General features: G+C 50.6%; 16 protein-coding genes. 4 read left to right on the top strand and 12 right to left on the bottom strand.

Features of this window, described 5'->3' with window-relative positions; genetic code table 11:
- Positions 1 to 116 precede the first annotated feature (116 nt).
- On the bottom strand, positions 117 to 884 hold the full coding sequence (locus tag J3U88_RS14860) for a hypothetical protein (RefSeq protein WP_207859657.1): 768 nt from the start codon (positions 882 to 884) through the stop codon (positions 117 to 119).
- A gap of 283 nt (positions 885 to 1,167) precedes the next feature.
- Here J3U88_RS14860 and gloA point away from each other — a divergent pair, with 283 nt between their 5' ends.
- Entirely contained in the window at positions 1,168 to 1,548 is a 381-nt protein-coding gene (gene gloA / locus J3U88_RS14855; RefSeq protein ID WP_207859656.1) for a lactoylglutathione lyase, read from the top strand.
- Between the two features lie 66 nt (positions 1,549 to 1,614).
- Here gloA and J3U88_RS14850 read toward each other — a convergent pair whose 3' ends face one another.
- From J3U88_RS14850 to J3U88_RS14840, 3 genes are all read right to left on the bottom strand, one after another.
- Complete coding sequence (locus J3U88_RS14850; protein WP_207859655.1) at positions 1,615 to 2,079, bottom strand: peroxiredoxin; 465 nt, start codon at positions 2,077 to 2,079, stop codon at positions 1,615 to 1,617.
- 177 nt (positions 2,080 to 2,256) lie between these two features.
- Positions 2,257 to 4,380: an efflux RND transporter permease subunit gene (locus tag J3U88_RS14845; RefSeq protein WP_207859654.1), complete on the bottom strand. Its 2,124-nt coding sequence runs from the start codon at positions 4,378 to 4,380 to the stop codon at positions 2,257 to 2,259.
- A 55-nt stretch (positions 4,381 to 4,435) separates the two neighbouring features.
- Positions 4,436 to 5,782: a sensor domain-containing diguanylate cyclase gene (locus tag J3U88_RS14840; RefSeq protein ID WP_207859653.1), complete on the bottom strand. Its 1,347-nt coding sequence runs from the start codon at positions 5,780 to 5,782 to the stop codon at positions 4,436 to 4,438.
- Between the two features lie 346 nt (positions 5,783 to 6,128).
- Between J3U88_RS14840 and aroC the strand changes: the two genes are divergently transcribed.
- Both aroC and J3U88_RS14830 read left to right on the top strand, forming a co-directional pair.
- On the top strand, positions 6,129 to 7,235 hold the full coding sequence (gene aroC, locus J3U88_RS14835) for a chorismate synthase (protein WP_207859652.1): 1,107 nt from the start codon (positions 6,129 to 6,131) through the stop codon (positions 7,233 to 7,235).
- 99 nt (positions 7,236 to 7,334) lie between these two features.
- Positions 7,335 to 7,709, top strand: a complete 375-nt coding sequence (locus tag J3U88_RS14830; protein WP_207859651.1) for a hypothetical protein — start codon at positions 7,335 to 7,337, stop codon at positions 7,707 to 7,709.
- Between the two features lie 338 nt (positions 7,710 to 8,047).
- Here the strand turns inward: J3U88_RS14830 and J3U88_RS14825 are convergent, their stop codons facing one another.
- The 3 genes from J3U88_RS14825 to J3U88_RS14815 are packed head-to-tail and all read right to left on the bottom strand — an operon-like array spanning position 8,048 to position 12,577.
- Positions 8,048 to 8,440, bottom strand: a complete 393-nt coding sequence (locus tag J3U88_RS14825; protein ID WP_207859650.1) for a hypothetical protein — start codon at positions 8,438 to 8,440, stop codon at positions 8,048 to 8,050.
- Positions 8,418 to 11,171: a penicillin-binding protein 2 gene (locus J3U88_RS14820; RefSeq protein WP_207859649.1), complete on the bottom strand. Its 2,754-nt coding sequence runs from the start codon at positions 11,169 to 11,171 to the stop codon at positions 8,418 to 8,420. The genes J3U88_RS14825 and J3U88_RS14820 overlap by 23 nt, the downstream gene beginning before the upstream one ends.
- Complete coding sequence (locus J3U88_RS14815) at positions 11,168 to 12,577, bottom strand: hypothetical protein (protein ID WP_207859648.1); 1,410 nt, start codon at positions 12,575 to 12,577, stop codon at positions 11,168 to 11,170. Before J3U88_RS14815 ends, J3U88_RS14820 begins: the two co-directional genes overlap by 4 nt.
- Before the next feature lie 237 nt (positions 12,578 to 12,814).
- Between J3U88_RS14815 and J3U88_RS14810 the strand changes: the two genes are divergently transcribed.
- Positions 12,815 to 13,180, top strand: a complete 366-nt coding sequence (locus J3U88_RS14810; RefSeq protein WP_207859647.1) for a hypothetical protein — start codon at positions 12,815 to 12,817, stop codon at positions 13,178 to 13,180.
- Positions 13,181 to 13,980: 800 nt separating this feature from the next.
- Here the strand turns inward: J3U88_RS14810 and J3U88_RS14805 are convergent.
- From J3U88_RS14805 to J3U88_RS14785, 5 genes are all read right to left on the bottom strand, one after another.
- A complete protein-coding gene (locus J3U88_RS14805; protein WP_207859646.1) occupies positions 13,981 to 15,927 on the bottom strand; it encodes a tetratricopeptide repeat protein in 1,947 nt (648 codons plus the stop codon).
- A 46-nt stretch (positions 15,928 to 15,973) separates the two neighbouring features.
- Positions 15,974 to 17,302: a hypothetical protein gene (locus tag J3U88_RS14800; protein ID WP_207859645.1), complete on the bottom strand. Its 1,329-nt coding sequence runs from the start codon at positions 17,300 to 17,302 to the stop codon at positions 15,974 to 15,976.
- A 117-nt stretch (positions 17,303 to 17,419) separates the two neighbouring features.
- Positions 17,420 to 19,642 carry a hypothetical protein gene (locus J3U88_RS14795; protein WP_207859644.1) on the bottom strand — a complete coding sequence of 741 codons (2,223 nt, stop codon included), beginning with the start codon at positions 19,640 to 19,642 and terminating at the stop codon, positions 17,420 to 17,422.
- Positions 19,635 to 21,077: a hypothetical protein gene (locus tag J3U88_RS14790; RefSeq protein WP_207859643.1), complete on the bottom strand. Its 1,443-nt coding sequence runs from the start codon at positions 21,075 to 21,077 to the stop codon at positions 19,635 to 19,637. The genes J3U88_RS14795 and J3U88_RS14790 overlap by 8 nt, the downstream gene beginning before the upstream one ends.
- Before the next feature lie 51 nt (positions 21,078 to 21,128).
- Positions 21,129 to 23,000 (bottom strand): hypothetical protein, encoded by a 1,872-nt coding sequence (locus J3U88_RS14785; protein WP_207859642.1) that lies wholly within the window; start codon positions 22,998 to 23,000, stop codon positions 21,129 to 21,131.
- Positions 23,001 to 23,516: the final 516 nt, after the last annotated feature.

The following is a 23,516-nucleotide window of genomic DNA, read 5'->3' as shown; positions in this document are numbered from 1 at the left end:
CATGCGGATTTCGCGAGCGCCTTCAGGTCGTCGCTCGCGGGAACCGCATGAGAAGGGCGAAAGGCTAACTTGGGTTGGGTTGGCCGACCGGTTGCGTAGGGATTGCTGTGAATGGGTTAGAACAAACTGTTGAGGCTACCACCCGCGGCGCCGACATTCGCGCCGCCACGCGTGTACAAGCCGGCGCCGGCCGCGTTATCCCGGCCTTGGGTTGCCACCGTGGTTTGGCGTTCGCCTTCGCTTTCGCCGTCATCGCCGACAAAATCGTCGATGCGGTCCTGGATTGCTTTGTAGGTGTCCACGGAAATTTCGGCCAAACCACCCAGCTGCTTTTCGGCTTGGCGGAACCCCTCGTCAATGTAAGAACCCATGCGCTCGGCGAAGGCTGCTTTATCCTCGCTGCCGTCGTAAAAGGAGAAGGCAAAGGAGAAAATGCGGTCGGAAGTTTCTTCCACGCTAAAGTAGGTATCCAGGAGTTCCTGGGCTTTCGCTTGAACATCGTCAGGTACACCGTCCGCGCCAAAGGCGGCGCGCAAGTCGTCGAGCGAGGCGTTTTCTCCGCCGAGCTGTACCCCGTTCAACCCTTTTTGGCGACCGAGCGCCCCGTCAATCAAGGATAACAACGGCTGCATTTTGTCGGACATTTCGCCTAAAAGATCGGCGGCCCCCGCTGAAAGCGATACGCCGGTGCCGGGCGACAAATCGACCGTATCCAACAACGACTGGTCCAAGGCATCCTTGGCGCCGCTGATCAATTGACCCCCGCTCGCTTTTCCAGAAGGTGTCCCGTCGCTTCCGCTTGTTTTTTGGCTGTTCAGTAAATCGCGGGTTTCTCGGTCCACCCGCTTAAGCACGCTCACCGCTTTTCCGGCTGTTAAATCCATCCCGTGACCCTCCTTGGTGCAACGATGGTCGGTCCTTCCATAGACCGTCTTATAACTTTTCGGCATGGCGCGGGCGCGGCTTAAACGCCTCGCCGCGCTTTTCTCAAAGGCGCGAGCCGGCGTTGAGCAAGGCCGTGCCGGTCAGGCACCGAGGACCCTGGTTTAAGCGTGGTTAGCTGCCGGTGGTCTGGGCGAAGGACAGGCACCGATCCCACCAAAAGCGGACAAAAAGACGAACGAAAACATGTTAAGCTGACGGCCATTCATCAGCGAGGTGACCCCCATGAAAATGATTCACACCATGTTGCGCGTCAAAGATATGGACGCATCCATCGCGTTTTATACCGAGGTGCTCGGCATGAAATTGCACAGCCGCAAGGACTACCCGGAAGGCAAATTCACCCTGGCTTTCGTCGGTTACGGCGAAGAAGCCGACGACGGTTCCATCGAACTCACCTACAACTGGGGCCGCGACCAGTACGAACTGGGCGACGCCTTCGGCCACGTGGCCCTCGCCGTTACAGACATTTACGGCACCTGTGACACCATCAAGGAAAAAGGGGGTCAGGTGGTGCGTGAGGCCGGTCCCATGAAACACGGCACCACGGTCATCGCCTTCGTCAAAGATCCCAACGGCTACATGATCGAGCTCATCCAACGCTAGCCCGAACGCGCTAGGTACCCAGCCGCCTCAAGGAAAGACGCGATCTTTCCTTGAGGCGCAAAGCCTTTATTCTTCGCCTTGCACGTGGGCCAATACTTTATCGACGTGACCTTTGACGCGCACATTGCGCCATTCCTGCACGAGCTGCCAGTCACCGTTCATCACAAAGGTGCTGCGCTGGATGCCCAAAATCTTTTTGCCATACATGTTTTTCTCTTTAATGACGTCAAAGGCCTTGCACAGGGTTTCCTCTTTGTCGGAAATCAAATCGAAAGGAAGTTCCTGCTTGGCAATAAAGTTCTCGTGGGACTTCACCGAATCGCGCGATACGCCGAGAATCACCGCGCCCGCGTTGGTGAAGGCTTCAATGTTGTCACGGAACTCCTGGGCCTCGGTGGTACAACCCTTGGTGTTGTCCTTGGGATAGAAATAGAGCACCACGGTTTTACCCGCAAAATCCTTGGATGAAATCGTTTTCCCGCCGTTCGCCGGCAATTCAAAATGGGGTGCTTCAGATCCGACAGCGACCATTTCGGTCCCTCCTCTTGATGTGGTTCTCACCAACTGGGTGAGGCAATGCCCTAGCCTAGACCAATCACCGACACAACGGGCTAGAAAAACGGCCGACCGCGGCTTTCTCCGCCCAAACGACGACGATTCAGCAGCTTAACGCAAATGCACCCGCCCAACGCCGTCCACACTGTCCAGTCATTCACCTTTTTTTCGGTGCCACCGCAACAGAAAGGGTAAAAACAGGACGTCGCCTACCAAAGCGCTCACCATGCCGACCCCCATCAACAACCCGAACTGGCGGGTCGGCGCAAAGGAGGACAGCAGCAAAATGGCGAAACCACAGGTCAGCACCAGGGTGGTTAGGGACACCGCCGCCCCGTCCCGCGCCAAGGTCTGGCGCCAGCGTTCCCGGAAATCGGCTTCGCCACGGGACAAATAGGTGTGCAGCAGATGGACGGTATCGTCGACGGCGATCCCGAAAATAATGGAGAACACCATCACCGTGGAAATACTCATGGGGATATCGAACACCACCATCGCCACCACGGCACAACCAAGAGGAAAAATGTTGGGCAGGATCAGCGCAAGCAAGGGTGCGCTCAGGCGAAAGATCAGGAGCAGGATGACCAACACCGCCGCCACGGTCAGGGACATGCTGGTGTGTAGGGACGAGAGCAGGTACGCCTGAACCTCAACGATCCGGTCCAGCGGGCCGGTTTGCACCAGCGCGCCTTGCACACCCTGATCCAGGGCGGCTTGTTTCACCGCGTCGCCCAAGGCCAGGTAAGCCGGCCGGTCGAGCGAATCAACCAATACCTGAATGCGGTACCAACCGTCGCGCCGCCACAAACTGCCGAGCGTCGCGGCCTGTTCCTCCACCGCACCCACCACCGCGAGCGCGTCCTCCGCGGGCAAATCAGCGAGCGCCAGATCATCGACCGCAAGCGGTACCGCGATAAATTGCTGCAGGCTAAAAGCGTGGCGCACCCCGTCCAAAGTGAGCAATTGCCGCTCAAAAGCGCGAATCGCGGCCAAGTGCGCGAGCAGGTTTTCGTCCTCCTCGCGCGGAAGGGGAATGAGCAGTTCGACATGACTGCCGCCGGTAACATGATTTTGCAAATAAGCCGTTTGCACCCGCACCGGATGATCCGCATCGAAGTAATTCAGCCCGTTGGATTCGGTCGGCAGCCGGAACACCAACCAAACCGCGGCGGCAATGATCAAAAAGGGCAGTACCATCACCGCGGGAATACGCAGCCAGCGTTGGTAAAGGCCGTGGTCGGCGAACCGCAGCCAGAAGGTGCCGGCGGAGGCACGCGGCGCCAGGCCGATCAAACGGGATAAGCCGAGGTGGGTCAGATGGCTCCACAGGAAAACCAACCAAATCCCGAGCGCCATGTAGCGGCCCATGGTCACAATCGGCAACACCTGTGAGGTGGTCAGCGAGGCGAACCCAAGCGAGGTGGTCAGGGTGACCAGAAAGTTGGGCCGCAGCTTGTGGCGCAAACCCTCGTCCATGGAGCCGGTCATCGCCATCGCGATGAGGTTGTGGACCTGCATCGCGAGCGCAAGCACAAACACCAAGGCGGGAATCAAGGTGGTAACCAGGTTCATGCGCTCACCCAACAGCGCCATGATCCCGGTGGTCCAGGCCAAGGCGGAACCAATCGACAAACCGGTCACCGCCAACACCTTGAGATCGCGAAACATCACGCCGAGCAACACCAGGGCAAGCGCGATCAACAGCGGGAAGAAGCGGTATTTCACCTCAAGCGCCCCCAGATTGAGGTGGTAGTTCACCACCGGTTCCCCCGCCAACACCGCTTGCACCGGGTGTTCCCGCATCAGGGCTTCGCATTCGCGGTAGAGCGCGGCGACCACGGTATCTTGGAGCACGGCGTCGTCCAGCAACACCAGCGCCGTGGCGCGACCGGCCTCGGGTTGCCAAAACGGAAACGGGTAGGGCAGATTGTCGGGCGCGTCCTCGCCCGCAAGCGCGGCCACATCGACGAGGGTAATCAGCCGCGCCACGCCCGGGACCTTGCGCAACGGGGCGAACAGTTCCTCGGCAGCCGCCGCGCCTTGTTCGGGGGCACGGTGGAATTCAAGGCTAATGAGCGCGGTATCCGTATGACCGAAATGCTTTTGGAACAATTGGTGGCGCTGTTCCCCGTCGCGATCCTTCACGGCAAAGCGGTCGAGGCGATTATCGAAAGGCATGCGCGCGCCGAACCATGCAAAGGCCAAGGTCGAAAGTACTTGGAGCAAGAGCACGGCCCAAGCCGTCGGAGACTGGAGGGACGGGGTAGGTTGTGACACGGTATTCCTCAAAGGTTAAGCCCAACCGAGGCGCAACACCGTACTCCGAGCGTGGTTAACCCACCTCTACCCGGTTGCGCCCCAACTTTTTGGCACGATACAAAGCTTGGTCGGCGACGGAAAAGTAATAGGCGATGTTTTGGTCTTTGCTATCCAACAACACCACGCCGACGCTACAGGTTACATTAAATAAGCGGTCGTCGTCGGTGCGAAACGATTCTTCTTGAATACGCACCCGCAGACGTTCGGCAAAGATGCAGCCACCCTCGAGGGATGTTTCCGGTAGCGCCACACACAATTCCTCACCGCCGTAGCGTCCCGCGAAGTCGGTGGTGCGCATTTGTTTTTCGATGAGGTACCCGACGCGTTCCAGCACGCGGTCGCCGCTGCTGTGGCCAAAACTGTCGTTCACATCCTTGAAGTGGTCAAGGTCAAGCAACAGCAAGGTGGTCGGCCGGTTGTAGCGACGCCCTCGAATCATTTCCTCTTCAAAACGTTCCATAAAGTAACGCCGATTGTAAAGCCCGGTCAGCGAATCAATCCGTGCCAAGCGCTCCAGATCGTGCATCATTTTTTTTATGGCGGTAATATCCCGCTGAATGAAGATAAAGCCTTCAAAGTTGTGATTGGCATCCGCCACCGAGTTCAGGTCCAAAAAGGCGTCGTAGAGTTCGCCGTTTTTGCGCTGCATCGTCACATCGCCTTGCCAAGAGCCCGTTTCGCGGGCAATGGTTTTCATCGTGCCCAGATCAACCGGGGAATGGTCGAAGCGAAAAAACTCGTCGGCGGTGGAACCAAATACCTCGTCGGCGTCAAACCCGGACAGCCGCGAAAAAGCCGGGTTCACATAATAAACGGTTTCGCTTTTGTCAGTAATCAACACCGACTCGCCGGTAGCTTCAATCGAACGGTAAATGCTGCGCAAGGTACGTTCATTTTCGCTGAGGATGCGCTCGGTTTCTTTGTGGTAGGCAATCTCTTTGCGCAACTTGGCTTCCACTTGGGAGACACGTTGCTCCTGCCAGCGCATTTTGAGCAGGTTGCGGCTGTACGCGAGCATGGCGGTCACTTTATTGCGGACCAGCGCGGGGGAAGGTAGGGTGACGTCGATGCTGGGCGGCAGCGAGGGGTTGACGGCCAGCATCCGTTCGGTTACTACCAAAAGCGGCGGCACCGTCCGGGGTTTGGCCAAAAGTTCTTCCAGCCAAAAGTCACTTAGGCCGGTTTCCGTTAAATCAATGAGGTGGACCGTGCTAAGCGCCTCGGCGACCGCCTGCTCGAAATAACGGGCTTCATCAAAAGTAAAAAGGAGTTCGACATCCAAATCGTGGAGGACATCCCGCCACGTTTCGATTTTTTGATCGTTTGCGCAAAAAATGGAGATAGTGAGCTTAATTTCCATGGGGCGCTCCGCCGTAACTAACGCCGTGTCTCGACCGCCGCGGTAAAATTGAGAGGGCAATACCGCATGCACCACCGGCGAAAGGGCCGATTCGGACGTTTCAAATCCCAAGGTAAAGGTTCGTCGTTATCATAGCAGCCGGCGAGGCAAATGGCGCAGGGTTTTCAGAACAATTCCGTTCCCGTGCGAAATTATCCGGCACTTTTTAAGCAAGGTTCATCGACAAAATCCGCTTTAATTCATTTTTTTCTAAGAATTCACGCAAAAGCAGCGATGGGTACCCAAATCGGCACCCCGCGACACATTTTGTTCGGCATCCCTGCCTGGCTCGGGTAGAATGGCGCGCATGAGTGGAAACAGTTTTGGCCAACAATTTCGAATAACAACAGCCGGCGAAAGCCATGGGAAGGCCAACGTGGTCATCATCGACGGTTGTCCCCCCGGTATCGCACTCAGCGAAGCCGATCTCCAGCCCGACCTCGACCGCCGCCGTCCCGGCCAGTCCAAGGTCACCACCCAACGTCGCGAACCCGATACCGCAAAAATTTTGTCGGGTGTTTTCGAAGGCAAAACCACGGGCACCGCCCTCGCCGTTATGATCGAAAACGCCGACCAACGTTCGCGCGATTACGGCAACATCAAAGACCAATACCGTCCCGGCCACGCCGACTACACCTACGACGCCAAATACGGGTTCCGCGATTACCGCGGCGGCGGCCGTTCCTCCGCGCGCGAAACCGTCGCCCGCGTCGCGGCCGGCGCGGTAGCCCGCAAGTTTTTGGCGGAATACGGCATTGAGGTGGTCGGGTACGTCCGCCAGATCGGCGATCTGATCGCCGAAATCGAGGACCCGTTCCAGGTCACCATGGACCAGGTCGAAAGCAACATCGTGCGTTGCCCCGACGCGGCCTGCGCCGAACAGATGATCGAACGCATCAACCAGGTGCGCAAGGAACAGGATTCCATCGGCGGGGTCGCCGAAATCGTGGCAAAAAACGTACCCCCCGGCCTAGGCGAACCCGTCTTCGGCAAACTCAAAGCGGACCTGGCCCAAGGCATGATGTCGATTCCGGCGGTGACGGCCTTTGAATACGGCGCCGGTTTCGCGGTTGCCACGGCGCGCGGCTCCGAAAACAACGATGTCTTCCAAATGGTCGGCGACCGCGTGGTGACCGAGGGCAACCGTCACGGCGGCATGTTGGGCGGCATCACCTCGGGCATGCCGATCCTGCTGCGCGCGGCGGTCAAACCCACCAGTTCGCTGTCCCAACCCCAACCCAGCATCAACCGCCGCGGCGAAGCGGTGGAAGTCTCCACCCGCGGCCGTCACGACCCCTGCCTGCTCCCCCGCTTCGTCCCCATCGGGGAAGCCATGGTATTGCTCACCCTGGCCGATCACCTGCTGCGCTGGCGCGGCCAGTGCCCCGACCAGTTCAACACCTATTACAGCTAACCCCTCCCCAATCAACCAGGTGGACGGCTCCACCCGCGGCTGCCAGGATCCAAGTCGACGACGCCTATGCCCACGCCCAACCAACGCAAGGAGTCCCTCATGTCAGACGTGATTAAAACTGAATTCCCGTTCGAATTGCCCATCGGATATACCGACAAAGAAGGCAACAGTCACCGCCACGGGGTGATGCGAATGGCCACCGCGGCCGACGAAATCCTACCCATGAAGGACCCACGCGTTCGCAACAACCCCGCCTACCTATCGATCATCCTGTTGGCCCGGGTGATCACCCGACTCGGCTCTTTAGACCCCATCAACACCGACCTGGTCGAACAGTTATACAGCCAGGACTTCGCGTACCTGCAAGACCTCCACCACCGAATCAACAAAACCGGTACATCCGCCCATCAGGCCACCTGTCCCAAATGCGACCATCGGTTCGAAGTAGCGGTAGAGCCAACGGAAGGCAGGTGATACAACCCGACACTATGGGTTTAACCTAAGAAGCGCGATAAGAGCGAAGGATTTTGGCTAAAGATCTGGAGTGAAATAGTTTGGAAAAGGCGGACCGGGGTCGCACACGACGCGCACCTACTGGGCGCGGTGACCCTTTTCAACAGGTCGTTTTAGCCCAGAGGCTTAGCGGAAATCACCGCGAGTTCCCGAGTTATTATAGGTTCAAGACCATAGGTTACACCAAGGACCGAGCATACAGACACTGCATATCAAGGGATAAATATCAGGCTCCAACCCTTCACTCTCTTAAATGCCTTCGAGGGGATCAGAAAATCCGCCTGACTTTTGTCAACCAATCAGTTAAGGCAAAGTGTCACTTTTTCCCCAACCCGCTTGCGCACCTTAGCGCCCCGATTGGATGGTCGCTTCACGCCGGGACTCAAAAAAAGAGAAGGTTGTTCTACCTCGAGAGAGCATGCCAAAGTTGCTTGCTCCAATCCCAAATAGCGAACCAGATCTTCAAGTGTCACCGAATTTTTACCTTGACACATATCACGGGTAATAACCAGTGTAACCCGATCCCGCGGAAGTACATCGCGAATTTCCTGATTCATTGCGGAATCAATAAAACCCACTCGCGGCGTATAAAGGCCGAGTTTTCCCTGCACAAAAAGAGCCACCAACAACAGGCAGGAAACACCCGCGAACAGAAAGGGCGCTACCTGATTACCAACCCGTCTCCAAGGCATGAAAAACCACCTCCTTCAGTATGTTTTTGGTAAATGGAACCGCAGTTTTCCCGCTACTCCCATTGTTCTCAATGACGACCGAAACCGTCAGCGCTTTCTCTGGGTGATGGTTGGCCACATCAATCTTCGGCAGCGCGTTTCGGTTCTCTCGAAGCACCGCCATACGATCATAAATTGCGATAGTAAAGGTGAAAACACCACCAAAACTACGCACCTCGGACACGCTTTTGAAGCCAACCAACCGCCCACCTTGAAAATCAAAAGGCCCCTCGGCACGTTCCCGTGGTGTATCTTGATTGTGGGCCGTTACAAGATCATGTACCAACAACGGACTGACGCCCCGCCGTCGTAGGATGCGCACATCGCCGGGGTTTCTTCGCAACAGCGTCTCGAATCGATGGCCCTCGTCGGCATCCGAACCCGGGGTAAGCACCTGACCGCGATAGGAAATCTGTCCGTCGCGCTCAGCGCTAAGCGCGCCTGAATCAATAAGAGCCTGGATCGCACCGGTGGTTGGTGTCGGCACATAACGCACATTGTCTGGTGAGCCTGTTTTGGAGAAAAAACCCAAGGCCTTGCCCTTCTTTTTGAGTTTGCGATGAAAACCCACCAAATCCTTTCTCAAGATCGCCGCGGTTCCATTGGGCTTCACAACCCCGGCCATGGCCTCCAGCAGTGTTTTTCGGGCGATGGGCTCCATGTTGAGTTTGGCTACCCGCCTACCGGCTCTTGACAAACCCAACACACCTGGATCCATTTGCAGGCGATGGGGCTGAATGCTTTTCACCAAAGTGGCCTCGATTTTCTCGCCGCTCACGAGACGTGAAAACACCTCGCATACCTTGATGTTGGTCCACAACGAATCGCCGCCCCCCAGAATCATGCTGATGTATTGGGAACGAAACTGATCTGCCAAATTGTAATTCAGAGACTCGCGTTCCGGTGAAACCCCGTAAAAGGCATGTTTTACCGGAATTTCCTCCCGGTAAAGGTGTTCCAACAGCGGACGCCACGGCCGGGTATCGATAAAGTCATCGCCGTCTCCCGGCCCATAGACACGGGTCAAGCTGGAACGGCTGTAAGGCACATCAAATAAGGCCAACATCGCGCCGGCGTGGTCTTCGTTTTCCAAGGTTCCCCGCCTAAGCTGGGCACGCACCAAACCATCCTGGGTGTTTTCTAAACCGAGGGGTAGGTGGGGCCGTCGACGAAATGTACGGTCACCTAATTGAAACCGAGAATGCTCGGGCAACCCCGTGTTCAAATCGGAATCCGTGACTTCTTGGAAGGCGCCCGCCTCAAACCCCGTAGCCAACGTCAGTAGTATTGCGGCGTAGCGATTGGAGGATTGCGCAATGAACTCGCGAAAATCAATCATGCCATCATCGCCGCCTGGTACATTGTGATCCCTTAGCCGGTGAATTTCGATGCCCAAAAGATCCTCAAAGGTACCGGCATAAGCGCCCGGAATTTTCAAATGCCGCAACTCGGGTTCGTCGTGGAGAATCGCCGCGGACCACATCACCTTGGCCACGGAACCAATCGGTAACCGCGAGAGATTGTGATTTCCCAACAAACGACGGCGTTTTGCGCTATCACGCATAGGGCCGACGGTTGCCTCGTCAGGGTAACTCGCCATGGCAAGAATCTCTCCTGTACCCGCGTCCATCACCGTCATCGCCGCCCGGAACGGCAGGCCTTGCACCCCGTTTTTTTGGCGCAACTGCTCCGCGAAGGTTGTCAAATGCCGTTGCGCCTTTCCCTGAAGGCTCGCGTCCAAACTCAACGCAAGATCAAACCCAGCCTCCGGCAAAACACCCGGTTTGCCGCCGTCGCGTCGGTAAGTCTGGTTTAACGCGTTGAGAATATCCGCGTAAAAGGGGGGCTCCGGCTGTGAGGGTGAATGACGAAACACACCATTGATCGAGCGGTACTGCGCAATGGGCGGCGCCTTGTGGGAACCGGAGGCATAGAGCATGGTGTAGTAATTTTTTTTCCCGGAAGGCCAGTTGAACTTCAACAAATCACCGGGATCAAGCCGCGCCTTGATTCCCTGCTCCACCGGTTCACCGCTAATAGACACCGCCAATTGGTTTTCACGGTTACGGTTGGTAAAAACGATCCGCGAACCCATAAGTTGAACGCGCCCAAAGTGCATCCCACCTCGGCCGATCAAAACCAAGCCGTCTCCTTGCTTGTTGATCGGCCGAAACGCACCCGACAAATCCGGCAAAACCACATCCTCATAGTCAGAACGCCGGAATAAGGTTTTCTTCTGCTCCGTCAAGGTTAGCACAATGTTGCGACCCTCCAAGGTCGCATGAGCCTGGTCCACCGGGCGAAAGGTAAGGTGCCCTTCCCACTCAGCACGCTCGGAAAAAGGCATGACGATGTTGTGAGCGTAAGGATCCGCCCCAACCAGCCGCCCATTGCGGACGCGAAACAAATCGCGATTCCCATTATTAAAACCGCGTACATCATTCTTTAAATAGGACTTATTAAAAAACTGCGCCATGGCGGAACCTGGCTCAAAATTTTTTACTATCTCTCGCGTTTCTTTGTCATAGGTCAGCCAATCATGTTTGATGAACAGGTCAACAGTTTCCAGATAACCTTCCGAAACGTAAACCCCTTCATGGTCTTGAGACTCATTCAACAGCACCGTTTTTCCCGTCCACAAAACCAACCAACCACCAAAGAACAACGCCGATACGATCACGATACGGTTCATACCGTCCCCTTCCCAGTGTCGTGGAAAGCCCACAATGCAAGCCCGAACAAAAGCGTTCCTTCCAGCAAGTCACTGTTGGAATCCACCGCCAGTAGATAGACATTTTTTCCGGTGAACATCACCAAACCAATATTGGCCGAAAACATATAAAGCGCGGCACAGGCCAGGGTCCACACCGTGACCAAACCAAATGCTTTTCTCATCGAATCAAACGTGCCCAAACCCGCCTTCCTAAACTGGATCAAGGGTCCAAAGCCAAGCCCCACGGCCAGCCCTAACACCGCCAAGGAGCCCAGCCAACCAAAAGGCGCCAAGACATGCACGGATGAAACATAATCACTCACATGGGCACCCAAAGAAGGCGCCCGTTCGGTATTAAGGAAACCCGTCCCCAAAGCACCCCTGGCGCCATAAATCTGAAGATTGGCGAAGACCAAACCCAGCCGTTCGGATTTAACCGTTCCAATCTGGTTAAGTTTGTCGGGTGACAGCTGCCCCAACACCCTCAATTTGTTGTAGTCACTGATGAGCAGGCGTTGTTCCAACACAGCCTCGGCAAAAGCCTTATCTTGTTTGGCGCGCGCCATTGCATCGCCGCGCCCACCGGGCCCCTGGTTGGTAAAACCCAACACAGGAATAAGCAACATACCCAAATGAAGACAAAGCGTACCCAAAAAAGGACTTGCATAAAGCCAGGAAACCAACTTTTTCGGGTATTGAACCAAAGGCAATGCAAACAGCAGAAAAACCGGAATCGAGAAGATCAAACCGGCACCGTAATCCCGAGCAAGAATGGGGGTTGCAACCAAAATCACGACAACCATAATCACATAAATTACCCAACTTGCTCCAATCTTTTCGCGGAAATGCCAAAGGCCCGCAAAAACCAACAGCGCCCAAGGCGTGTAATACACACTCACCGCCACACCCGAACCCAATCCGCTCATGCGCTCCTGCCAGCCAAAAGCCAGCAAGGTGACAAAACGAAAGGCGACAGGTGCTGCGGCAAAAAGGCACAGAAGCAGCGTCCGCCGCGGATGATGAAGGAACCAAGAAAAACATCGATCCAATACCAGACCGCCTGCCGCCATACCAAAGGGCGCGACACTCACAAAACCTGCCGGCAACGCGAAACGCTTGAATGAAAACGGGGTCATCCAATAAATGCCGCCAAGCGCGACGACAACCAACAGCCAATACAGCACCGTGCGCGGGTGACCCACCACCTTCAACCATGCTTGGTAACCCGCTCGATACAAGGCGAAACCCGTTTGCACAACAAAGGGCACCACCAGCAATGCGATCAGGGCGTTAAGGGGAGCCGTGAGGAGCTTGGTATCCAGCCCGGCAGCTTGCAAGGCAATCAATAACCGCAGCCCAAGAAAATACTCCAGGCCGCTGAGCAACATCAGCGAAAGGGCATCGGTCCGCACCGAAAAGGCGGCCCCCAAACAGGCAAGAGAAGTAGCCCAAACCAAGAGGAGCAACCCGACCGGCAGTGTTTGTTTGGAAACCCGTAATTTAACCGATGCATTTTCGCCCAACAAAAAGCCGTCGCCGAAACGGTGTGCCCGGGTACCGCCGTGGGAAGTCACCATCAGGGTATCCGACGTTTCCGGTAGCTGGATGGAACTAAAGATTTCATGGCTGAGCGGTTGACCCAGAATCCCAAAATCGAGCACCATCTTGTCTTGGTCCAGCTGCTGCGAAAAACCCTGCATGGCCAGAGCAAGCGTCACCGGTTTCTCTTCACTAAGTCGGCGCTGCAATTTGGCAATGTTTTCCTGGGAAAGCGAAAGATAGGAAGGGGTGTGCAGGGTGATATCGGCAACACCGCTTTGAAATTCAAGGTTGAAGGAACGACGTTCCTGGACCCGACTAAATTTGCCCCGGCCGTTACTATCAAGCGGCTGGTAGCCAATCCGGTAGAGATGAAAGCGCCCGCCTTGGCCACTCCGAAGCCGAGCCACAGTCGGTTGATAGGTTTGCGCGGATTCCCCTTCGCCTAAGGCCACAAAAGGATCCAGCAAAACGAGGTAAGGATCGCGGTTGAATTGCCCCCCCGCCTGGCACATAAAACTGCCGATCGGTACCCGCCGCGGCCCGGTCCGCTCGCCGCCGGCTTTGCCACTTCCGTAGTAGCGCAGTGGAAACATCTGACTGCTCGCGCCTCGGTAACGAAGAACCGGCAGATCCAACCCGAGGAAAGGCGTGGTGCGGCTGGGAAGTAGCAGCCCTTGACCGGTCCCCTCCGAGGATGTTTCGGACGCTTCACCCTCAACGGTCGAAGCGCTTTCAAACCGGCGCGGAGATTCCCGAAAAACCAAATGGGATTGACCTTCACCCATAGAAATCACTGAATTGGGTTTGAGGGAAAATGCATTGTGAAAGGGTCCGTCTCCGGCACCCGGCCCGTGATAACGCACCACGCCAAACCCCGTGTGAATCCCTTCATCGCCCCGGCCGGGTGGCGCAATCGCGACAACCAGCTCGTCTTCTTCCAGCGAGATTTGAAGAAATTGAGGTGGAAGCCGGGAGACCACAAAATGGTCATCGTGTTGGCTGCCGCCGATATAAAAGGTGGGTTCACGCATTTGGTCAAGGTGAACGCGAAACCCTTCCAGGGCAACCAGCACATTGCCAAAACGCGCCTTGGAACACACCAAAACCAGCGTAATCATAAGAGGAACGCTTAAAACCGAAAGCACCACACTGACGCGGGGAACCTGAACCGGTCGTTTGAACAGCAGCCAGGCCCAGCATGCGATCAACCCCAGGCTAAGGAAAACAAGAGGAAGGGTCGGATGCATCATGAGACACCACTTGAAACAGAACCACTTTTAGAAAGCGTATGCTTTTTACGAGAGCCTTTGAGACGGCTTACACGGTGCATACCGAGAAAAGAGCGTCGTGCTGACCGATGAATGGGGTGCCAAATAACGAGCAGCAAAAGCGCAAAAACCACCAAACCGCCGCGAAGAAGCCAGGGCAATGAGGCGAAAAAGCGATCACCCAACTCAACCTTAAAAAGGGCCTGGGTCTCCTGGTCGAACAAACCACTTCGAAGCACAAAACGACGAATGAGCAGGGCCGTATCTTCATCTTCACGGTCTAAATAAGTGAGGTATTTTTGGTGCGCGCGCAAGCCGATGTTTTGAAAAGTATCGCGCCGCCAGTTTTGAAAAAACCCCATCGAAACAGAGCCACCCGCCTTCTGATATTCAGTTTCGAAACCCGTAAAGTCACCGCGGTTGAGATAGCGCCGCCATAGCTGGATGAACAGCCATTTATCCACTTCCCGTTCGTCATTGGGATTTTTAAAACAGGCACCCACGGCTGGGAAAATATCCATGTCTTCACCGTAAAGTTGGTCAAACTTCTTGCGGAAGGTGCTGCTGGGGCGATTAGACGGGGGACAAAAACGTTTATCTGGTTTTTCGCCTACCAGGATACCGGCCACAATCGCCAATTTTTTAATCTTGTCGCTCACGTTTTCCTCGTTGAGGATAAGGAGCATGGTGTTTTCTTGTTCGGCAAGCTCGAAAAAGAAGGGCGACTCATAAGCATTCATGATCATGTCGGAAGCTTGAATGAACTCGCCGAGTCGGAGCTGAATCTGGGCCGCGTTGTACATAATCAAGGGGTATTGTTCTATGTCGGGATTATCAACGCGAATGTCGATTAGGTTAGACAAAGCCCAAAGGAGGTACTCCTGATCGTAGCTATCACCGGTATAGAATTGTTCAAAAAGACGGACAAAGGATGACTTAAAAGGGTCTTGGGTACGATGAAGACTTTTGCAAAATATTCTATCTCGGTAATTTAGCTTAATTTTTAATTGTTTATCAAAAGCATATTCGCACCGAGGCGCCTCTTCCGGCTTTAAGGGTGTCTTTTCCTCTTCCGCCCAATGATAATCGACAAAAGTCATATAGGCGGCGACAAGGTCGCTCCATAGGCTTACAGTATTAACTTCACTTTGTGAAAGTTGAAAGAACATAAACCCATTAGTAACATGACCATAAGGATCATCTATAGTTCGCGCAAATTCATTAGCAAGATTAAAAATTGATTGAACCGCTTGTCGATAATGAACCAGTCCGTTTTCACGCGTATCTTTATCTGAAAAACTAGCTTCTCCCAAAGCATATTGGGTCAAAATCCACGCCTCCCAGAAGGCATCAGAATGAGCAGAATTTGATTGCTGATTCCTCCAGTTCTCTTCTTGTCTGGAGAGAATTCCTTCAGCGTCCTTCAAATAGTCCAACGCACCTCGCCGCTCACCATTCCACAAATAACAAACGCCAAGGTTATAGGCCACAACCCATGAGTCCCTATCCTGCGAGTAACACGATTTGATCAATTTGCGCGCTTTCGAGAAAAGCTGAGCGCGTTCTTGGGTTTGACCGGCAAAATCCTTGAAATCATCCATAAATTCCAAGGCTTGTTTCATTCTTTCGTTTTGTTCATCCTCTTGCGCCCCCCGAAAGGCAAACAAACCGTCAAAAGACCGCCACGGCCTGATATCACGCGAGAAAAGCGGCGCATCGAGTTTGAGATCCTGAATAATTTCCTTCTCATAACCGGTTACAGGGAGCGGTGATGCATCCCAGGGAAACTCTAAAACTTCGTTGATGCGTATCTGTTGTTCTTTAAACTGTTCCACGGGCGAGAAGCGGCCAAAAAACCACATCGTCACCATAAGGAATCCCCAAAGAATCAAAAAGATAAGCCGCGTAATTGTCGTGTAAGCCATCGAAATATCCTTTGATTGGTAAAACCATCAGGTTATGGGTGACTGTTTAACTTTGCCAAATAGACCGAAAGCGAGGATCCAAATGGCGCCGAATGTCCAGAACCCTTCGCGTTTTCAATCGTCCATGTATCCACTGTTTGAGGTAGTTTTCGGATTGTTGTTGTGAACGGAGAACCCCCTCAATCCAGGAAAAGACTTCAATAGCACCAGGGCAAGGAAGGTCATAGTTAGGAGTCGACTGATCTTTCTCAAGGCCTTCAAAAGCACTCAAAAAATCAAAGCGAAAGTGATCAAAGAAGTGATACAGCGCATAGGATAATGGTTTGAGAAGAGGACTTGAAAAGGCCAAATAGAACGGGTCCACATCAAATTTTGCATCGCCAATATAGCCGCGATAAACGTCGGCCTTGGAATAGGCCACCATAATCGGCCTACTACAGCGCGTCACATCGGGATTGAGAAAGGCACGCTCCAGCTCAAGCAGATTAATTCCCTTCTGAATGAAATCAAGGGGTTTTTCCTTGCTAATAAAAACTCTACTTTGAGCAACTTTAATTAAACCAATGATCGAACGAAAGGAACGAATCGAATTCTGAAACTCCTTACGACCTTCGTCTGACAATTCTGAATCATTAATAGAAAAAATCCGTAAAGCCGGCATAAAAAGCATATAGGCATCAGCCAAACCCAAAAGGCTTAGATAAACACTACTGAGGTTGATCTTCGTTGATTTGGATTGAGAGTCAATTGAGAAGGACTCATCACGGCCAAGACTACCGAAAGCCCTGCGAAAGTTTTCACCAGAAATATCAAGAATAATGTATTTCCTAGAACGATCCTTGGTTGTCACGCGGGTTTCGGTTACTTCTTCCAAACTACTAAAAGGGATCGCTTTATTGTACAAGGCACCAGGTTCTGCTTGCCATTCGGAGCGTTGGTTGAACGCATGTCGCATACGGTGAATGAAAAATGTTTTACCCGAATCGGCATAGCCAATCACGGCTATAATTTTAAACCCATCTTTATGATGATTGATAATTTGCTCAGCACTAACATGGATATAGTTATCTTCTTCTGCACCTGTATCTTTATGTTGCACCGTTTCAGAATTCCGGTTTCCATCAGGCTTCTTTACTTCTACCACATTCTGATCATGTCGGCTTTTTAAGGGTTCATCAGGTACTTCGCTAGCGAAACCAGAATCATCCTGATCATCATCGAAAGCGTCTAAAGGATGATCCTCGTCATGACTTACTTTCTCCCTAGCGTCATCCGAGTCATTCTCTGATGCGGCACCTAACCCGTCATTTTCATGATCATTACTGTCATCATTATCATCACCATCAAGGACCAAATGCTTGTATCGGTTACTCATTGCTTACTCCTTTTACAATCTCTCCCCACACTAGTAATCCATGTAGCTTTAAGGATGATACAAACCAAATGCCAATATTGATTACTAGAGAGTACCTTGAAAATATTCTTTTTTCATTCATCGATGTCTCTCCTTTACATCCGCGTATGTATACATTGGAGTACGCGCGCTTGGCCCAGGAATAAAGTGAACACTATGATGAAATCTTGTAAAAGCATCTCGGCAAATAAGAACATGAGGCAATTCCTCCTCCAGAAACCGCTCTCTGTCATCATTCACTGTCCTTTTATACGTCAGGGTCTTGATTCCCAATTTTTGCAAGACAAACCAAGCAGCATTAGAGGCGTACCCCGGATATTTTGCGAATACAGTGCTGACATGTTTTTTGACAAAGACCATAAAGGCCTCGTCTTCCTGATTAGATTCCGCCTCAAGCTTGAACCGTACAATACTTGCCCAAGTGGCTTCGTAGAAAGAATGGAGTAGGCCTACTCCATAGTGCCCATCCTTCTGTATACTATAAGCTGCACGATTAAGAATTCGCTGAACATATGTCTTCTGTTTTTTGCTCAATTGGCCATTAAGTTTTGACTTTTTTTCACGACACAAGCAGGAACTAACATCCGCGATTAACTCTCGCAAAAACTTGACAGATGTCTCTCCAAATTCAAACTTAGCAAATATCGAATAAAAGCTGGAGGAATTTTCATTCAAGAAGGAGGCAGCTTCTTTCAACTCGTCGGGGTTTAAACAGTAGAAAAAATCCTCTAGCAGGCAAATCTGTAATAAAACCGACATATCAAAGGTTTGAGGCCTTTTTTGGCGATACTCGGTAATCAGTAGCATAAGCAGAGTTTCCCGCGCCACCACATTTTTCTTGACACTGCAGATAGCAAATATAATGCTTTGGTTAACTTGTTTAATAGCCCTTTGATCATAGCCACTTTCATCTTCAACAATTAACCCAAAGAAGAAATCCAGTAATTTTCGAACACGATCCTCTCCACTAATATTTAAAAACTCCTTGATATAATTCTCAATCCAAAGCTCCAGCATATAAAGAACCAGATATCGATTTAGTGGAAGCAATTCAACCATCATTCTTTGAACATCATCCACCGAAGAAAATAACCCAGGCTGATCCCCTCCAAATATCAAATCGACCCTTCTAATGTCAATAAAAACAAAAAAGACCGCGACCTTATCTTTAAGTTCTTTACTAGAACGATACAACTTTAAAATCAGAGAATAATCAAGGTAACTTGATCTACTCTTAAACTTAACAATATGCGAAGCAATAGCTCCCCCTGCTTCACCTTCCAATACAATACTTTCATCAACTCTATGACCAAACCACTCATGATAACAGAAGGATTTAACTGCTGGCGAGATAACCTCATTGTGATCATTTACAACAACATTAAAACACAACTCGCTAGGGCGTAGTTTTTCAAGGTCGTGAACTCTATCAGCTTTCTCAAAAGCTGAAGTAAGATACTTCACATCTTTAAGACATTGAATCGCGTCCTTCGGACTCTTAATTAAAGAGATTCCGTAAAAATTACACCCATGACCAGCCCAATACTTGAGCCAGGTTTCTACGAACAACTCACTGATCTTAAGTTCGGCACCGTCTGTTACAAACACGGAGAATTTGCCAAGCGCTTTGTGGACAAGACCACGGTCAACAGGAGAATAAAAACAAAAAGACAGGTTCACGCGACGCGTCAACGAATAACGCGTGCAGAAAAAAAGATTAAAACAATCTTCAGGTGGTAAAACAGCAAATAGGTCCTTAACAGCTTGATTGGCTACTTGGCCATTTTCCTCAAAGGCCACGGTTTGCTTCGGGTGTCTAGAAAGCGCTTGGATCAGTAGATCCAAGGAGAAGGAACCAGAAAGCGCCATGCCTTTCCCAGGCTCAAGGAGTTCATCTGGGTGATCAAACGTAAGGTGGATTTTTTGAAGATCACCCGATATCTCTTGATATCTAAAGAGCGACTCAAGACAGAAAATGTTCCCGTTGAGACTTTTCACAGCATCAATATCAAGAACAAGTAGATGCACAAGGTAGTTGTTTCCCCTTGGACCCTGCTTCTCGGGAAAGTAAGTTTTACAAAACACCCGTTTCGTTGAAGTTTGATCCAAGGGAAAATAGGTATAAATCGGTAGCGGCTTTGAGTCACTCAAAACACTACCCGCTAAGTTAATGTAATTCTCAATGGATTTAAGCTGATCTTGATCAAGGCCTGGCGACTGGGCTAAAAACCAGAAATCACCACGCCCGGAACGCGAACCATAATAAGCTTGGTCAGCCAGAAAACCATGCTGTCTATTCATTGCTTGCCAACTCCATCAAGCAAAAGTAGGATGCATAAGCCATATCAGGCAATTGCTTTGCTGCAACTTCTCCTTGAAAAAAGGTAACTCCATCAATCGGTTTTTTGGATAACACATGTTTCGCAAATCTTTTGGTGCCACTCCCCCAATGTCCATCACTAAAGCCATCCAAAAATTTTTGTCGATCTTTGTTTTCGGTATAGCCATACCACCACTCATCCGATTCCATCTGCTTTCGCCCAATCTCAGATAATAAAACTTGCAAAACAAAAACAACTTTACGTTCCTCACCCATTCTCACACACTTAACCTTGCGCAATCGAGTAATCGCAGCCTGATAACCCGTAAGGTCCGCAGCGATACCGAGTGGCTCATCTCCAAAGAAGTCTTCAAAAACAGGTTTATCGCTGTCACTTAAAAAGACCTCTCGAAATCTGATATTTTTCGCTTTTTCCTTTTCCATAATCGACTCAAACGAGGTTTTCCAGACTTGATGCAGCCTTTCGTCATCTTCACTTCGATCGCGATTTCCACTCCGGTCTACTCCATTTTTCCCAGATCGAACATCTCTATCCTCCAGTGATTCCTCTCCTAGGCTCTGGGGGTTCACGCCCTCAACCAAAGCCTCCTGCTGCGTTTTATTTAGATCAACATCCTTAGGTGGCAAAGGGGAAGGCGGAACAACCCATAGCGCCAACCCAATAAGCGCCATAGGAACAAGAAATGAGCAAAATACCGCCCCCTTCCAAAAGTGTGTTAGGTCCTTCCATTGTATGTTTCCCTTATCAGACCCGGCATTCACGAGCGATTTACGGACTTCTTCATCAACCCTGGCTTTAATCCGGGATTCTGCCTTTTTGGCAATTTCCAAATGATTTATCTCGTCTTCTATTCTTTTAAATAACATCTGGACTGTATAGTTTTCTAGCTGCTTCTCCATAGCCTTGCTCACTGCAACAGTGATAATCTCACCTAAATCGACTTCTTTAACACCTTCGTCAATTTGATCCAAGGGTATAGGGTGTCGACCTCTTCTTCCTGCAACTTGCTTTTGTTTTCCATTCCCTGTCACATGATTACTTAATACTTTTTTAATTGACTGCTCAACAGCCTTCTCAATTGTTTCCTCCCAAAAACCTGATAGCTCGCGAACCAAGTTATTGTAAAGTACTTTGGTTTTATCCTGGGTCAAGACACGCCTAGAAGATTCCTGAAAATAATGTGTTAATTTTTGATCAAATATCTTCGTAGCACTTTCTTTGTTCCAAACGGATTCTACCGATTCATTGACCACCCTTAGAAGCGATGACCTTAATTGATCTGTTAGAAGCTCATCAGCCGACAGGATATATTGACCAATCAGACGCGCTTCCAAAAGATATTGATCTTTCGGTAGTTCGTATTCATGAAAATCGTCACTTTTCTGCTTTGTCATCTCAGTCACCCTTCTTCACACTGCAGTCGACGGCGCTCTCTTCTTTCCTCTTTACATGCAATTCTCCAATCTCTCTTTTAAACCTTTGAGATCATACCCAAAAGAAAATGCAACTCCCTTCTCTTCCATTTCATTTCTTGAAACCTTTATTACCGTTTCCACCAGGCAATAAACCAAGCTCACAAAATAACTATCTTTCAGTTCTTTAGCATGCACCAGCAACACTGTTTCATAATATTTCAATGTATCAACCAGGAACTTCTTCTCATTCTCAGTTAATTCTCTTTCTGCTAACTGAAAATGTCTGATTTGTTTCTTCAGAAACGACTTAAAAAAGCTAAACCTGATGTTGCCACGCTTTTTCGGCCAGAAAGTTGAAGGCATCGGTACAGCACCCTTATTTGCCTCATAAACAAGCTTCTTTTGTTTTTCCGGGGGTAGGTCAAAAACAACCTGCCCTTTAAGAGACGCTCGCAAGGGTAGAGAAATATGTCCCATATTCTTCTCAAAGAGCATTTCAACAATAATTTTGTACCATTTTTTAGCATATCGCACTTTCACAGGACCAAAATGCACAAGTAGATCCACATAGGAATTACCAAGCTCTTTAGATGTATCATACATTTTCCTTGCAATACCAAACCACACGTCTACCCTAGCATTTGAATCTACAAGGCTTGCATTTAACCAAAAATCAAACACCGACTCATAAACCGGGCTATTCCCCGTGCTTATGCGGACCAGGGCATAAATCAATTCATCTTCATTCTTAAAAAGTGTATTCTTTTCTAGATCCGGCATAATACACTTCACTTTGTCTATCGCTACCAGCACGAGCACGGCCCAGTACACACCATCTGATTTGATTTTTCTTTCAGAAACGGCGACTTCCAAAAACGCGGCTTTTGCTTCAAATCCCAATGCCTCATATCGCCTTTTCACGGTGCTTAAAAAGCCCTTCATATCTATTTGTATTCGCAGCCCAACCTCATTATCGGCATTCTTGATCAAGCGCCGCAACCACTCCATCAAACAGGTTTCATACTGCTCACCCAAACTGTTAATTCTTTTGTTAATTGGATTCGTAACTCTCTCTAGATCACCAAGCGTGAGTTCACAAACGGAATGTTGCAATTTTTCACACAGAGTAATAGCGAGTTCCACGTCATTCGCATGCTCACTTATCACTTCGACACCATATAATGCGGGCACCGTGTTATCTTTCACATGTTCAAACCAAACGGATATTTTCTTTAAAAATCGCCATCGTTCAACCGCGTATTTCCGCCCTTGCCATTGGGTATCAAGATCATTCACCACTTCAAAACCTGACTTCTTTGACCTTGAAGAACCATCAGATATACTTGATATTTTATAACTCCCATACTTTTGAACATCGAAACAAGTGCAAAAGCTTATATTCTCTCTATCACTCGGTGGTAACAGCTTAAACAGAGCACGTATTAACTTGTAGCTTTCTCGCTGAGATTTTTCATATAATTTCAAATGCTTATTTCTTTTAACATGATAGAACAAAAGACTTAGCTCCACCTCAGAGACACGGTTGTCGATTTCCAAAACAGATGGTAGATCACGCCGGAGCAAATAAACAAAATCACCGCGGGGCACTTCTTCTAAAAATACTTCTTCTATCAAGAAAATATCCCCTCGCAATAACCGCATTACATCCTCATTTATAAATACCATTCGCATCTTCTTGTTTGCCCACCGCGCAAAAACCCAATAATAGGTCACCGAAAAAAAGCAATAAGCTTCATCTCCCTTTTTCTTAATCGCACCTAACTGACGACGAATATCTTTTTCAACATCGCACAAACGAGAATCAAATGTCGCGAGGAACGTACTTAGTTTCTCATAAGACGTGCCTGCAAGATTCAACTTGTACACATGCTCCTGTTCCACGGAGGAACCATCCCTTAGTCACATTCTACCAGGAAAAATCCTGGAATTTTCGGTATAGAAGCAACATAACATATCACCCATCACAAACCGCAGATATTAATATTCTTTATTTCTTATTAACTGACACGAGGTAACTACCAAAGAATTATCTCAATTTCTCCCGCATTTTCCCCCATGATCCTGCTACTTTGCTACACCATACGAGTTACAACACTTTTGTATTTTTCAATATGCGGCCCATTGACGTAGCACACAACTCTACCTAGGCAACGACACGCCGCGACACCCGCGATTATGGAAACCACGCCCCGCCGCTACTTGCGGGAGGTGATGAGGGTGTTTACTTGAGTTTCGTCGATGGTTTGGGTGTGGGCAAAACTTCTTTTTTCGTAAGCCTACCAACGAGGGTTCAGACGCAAAGCGTCGAGACGGCTACACTTCCTGGAAAAGGTTCAGGAGGTTGCTTTGGGAAAGCTAAGAATCGAGCCAAAACAGAAATCGCCGGGTTTCATTCGT

Origin of the sequence: Acanthopleuribacter pedis (assembly GCF_017377855.1) — a bacterium.
GTDB classification, from domain to species: Bacteria; Acidobacteriota; Holophagae; order Acanthopleuribacterales; family Acanthopleuribacteraceae; genus Acanthopleuribacter; species Acanthopleuribacter pedis.
The sequence above is the reverse complement of the archived record's forward strand: the minus strand, read 5'-3'. Positions and strand labels throughout refer to the sequence as shown.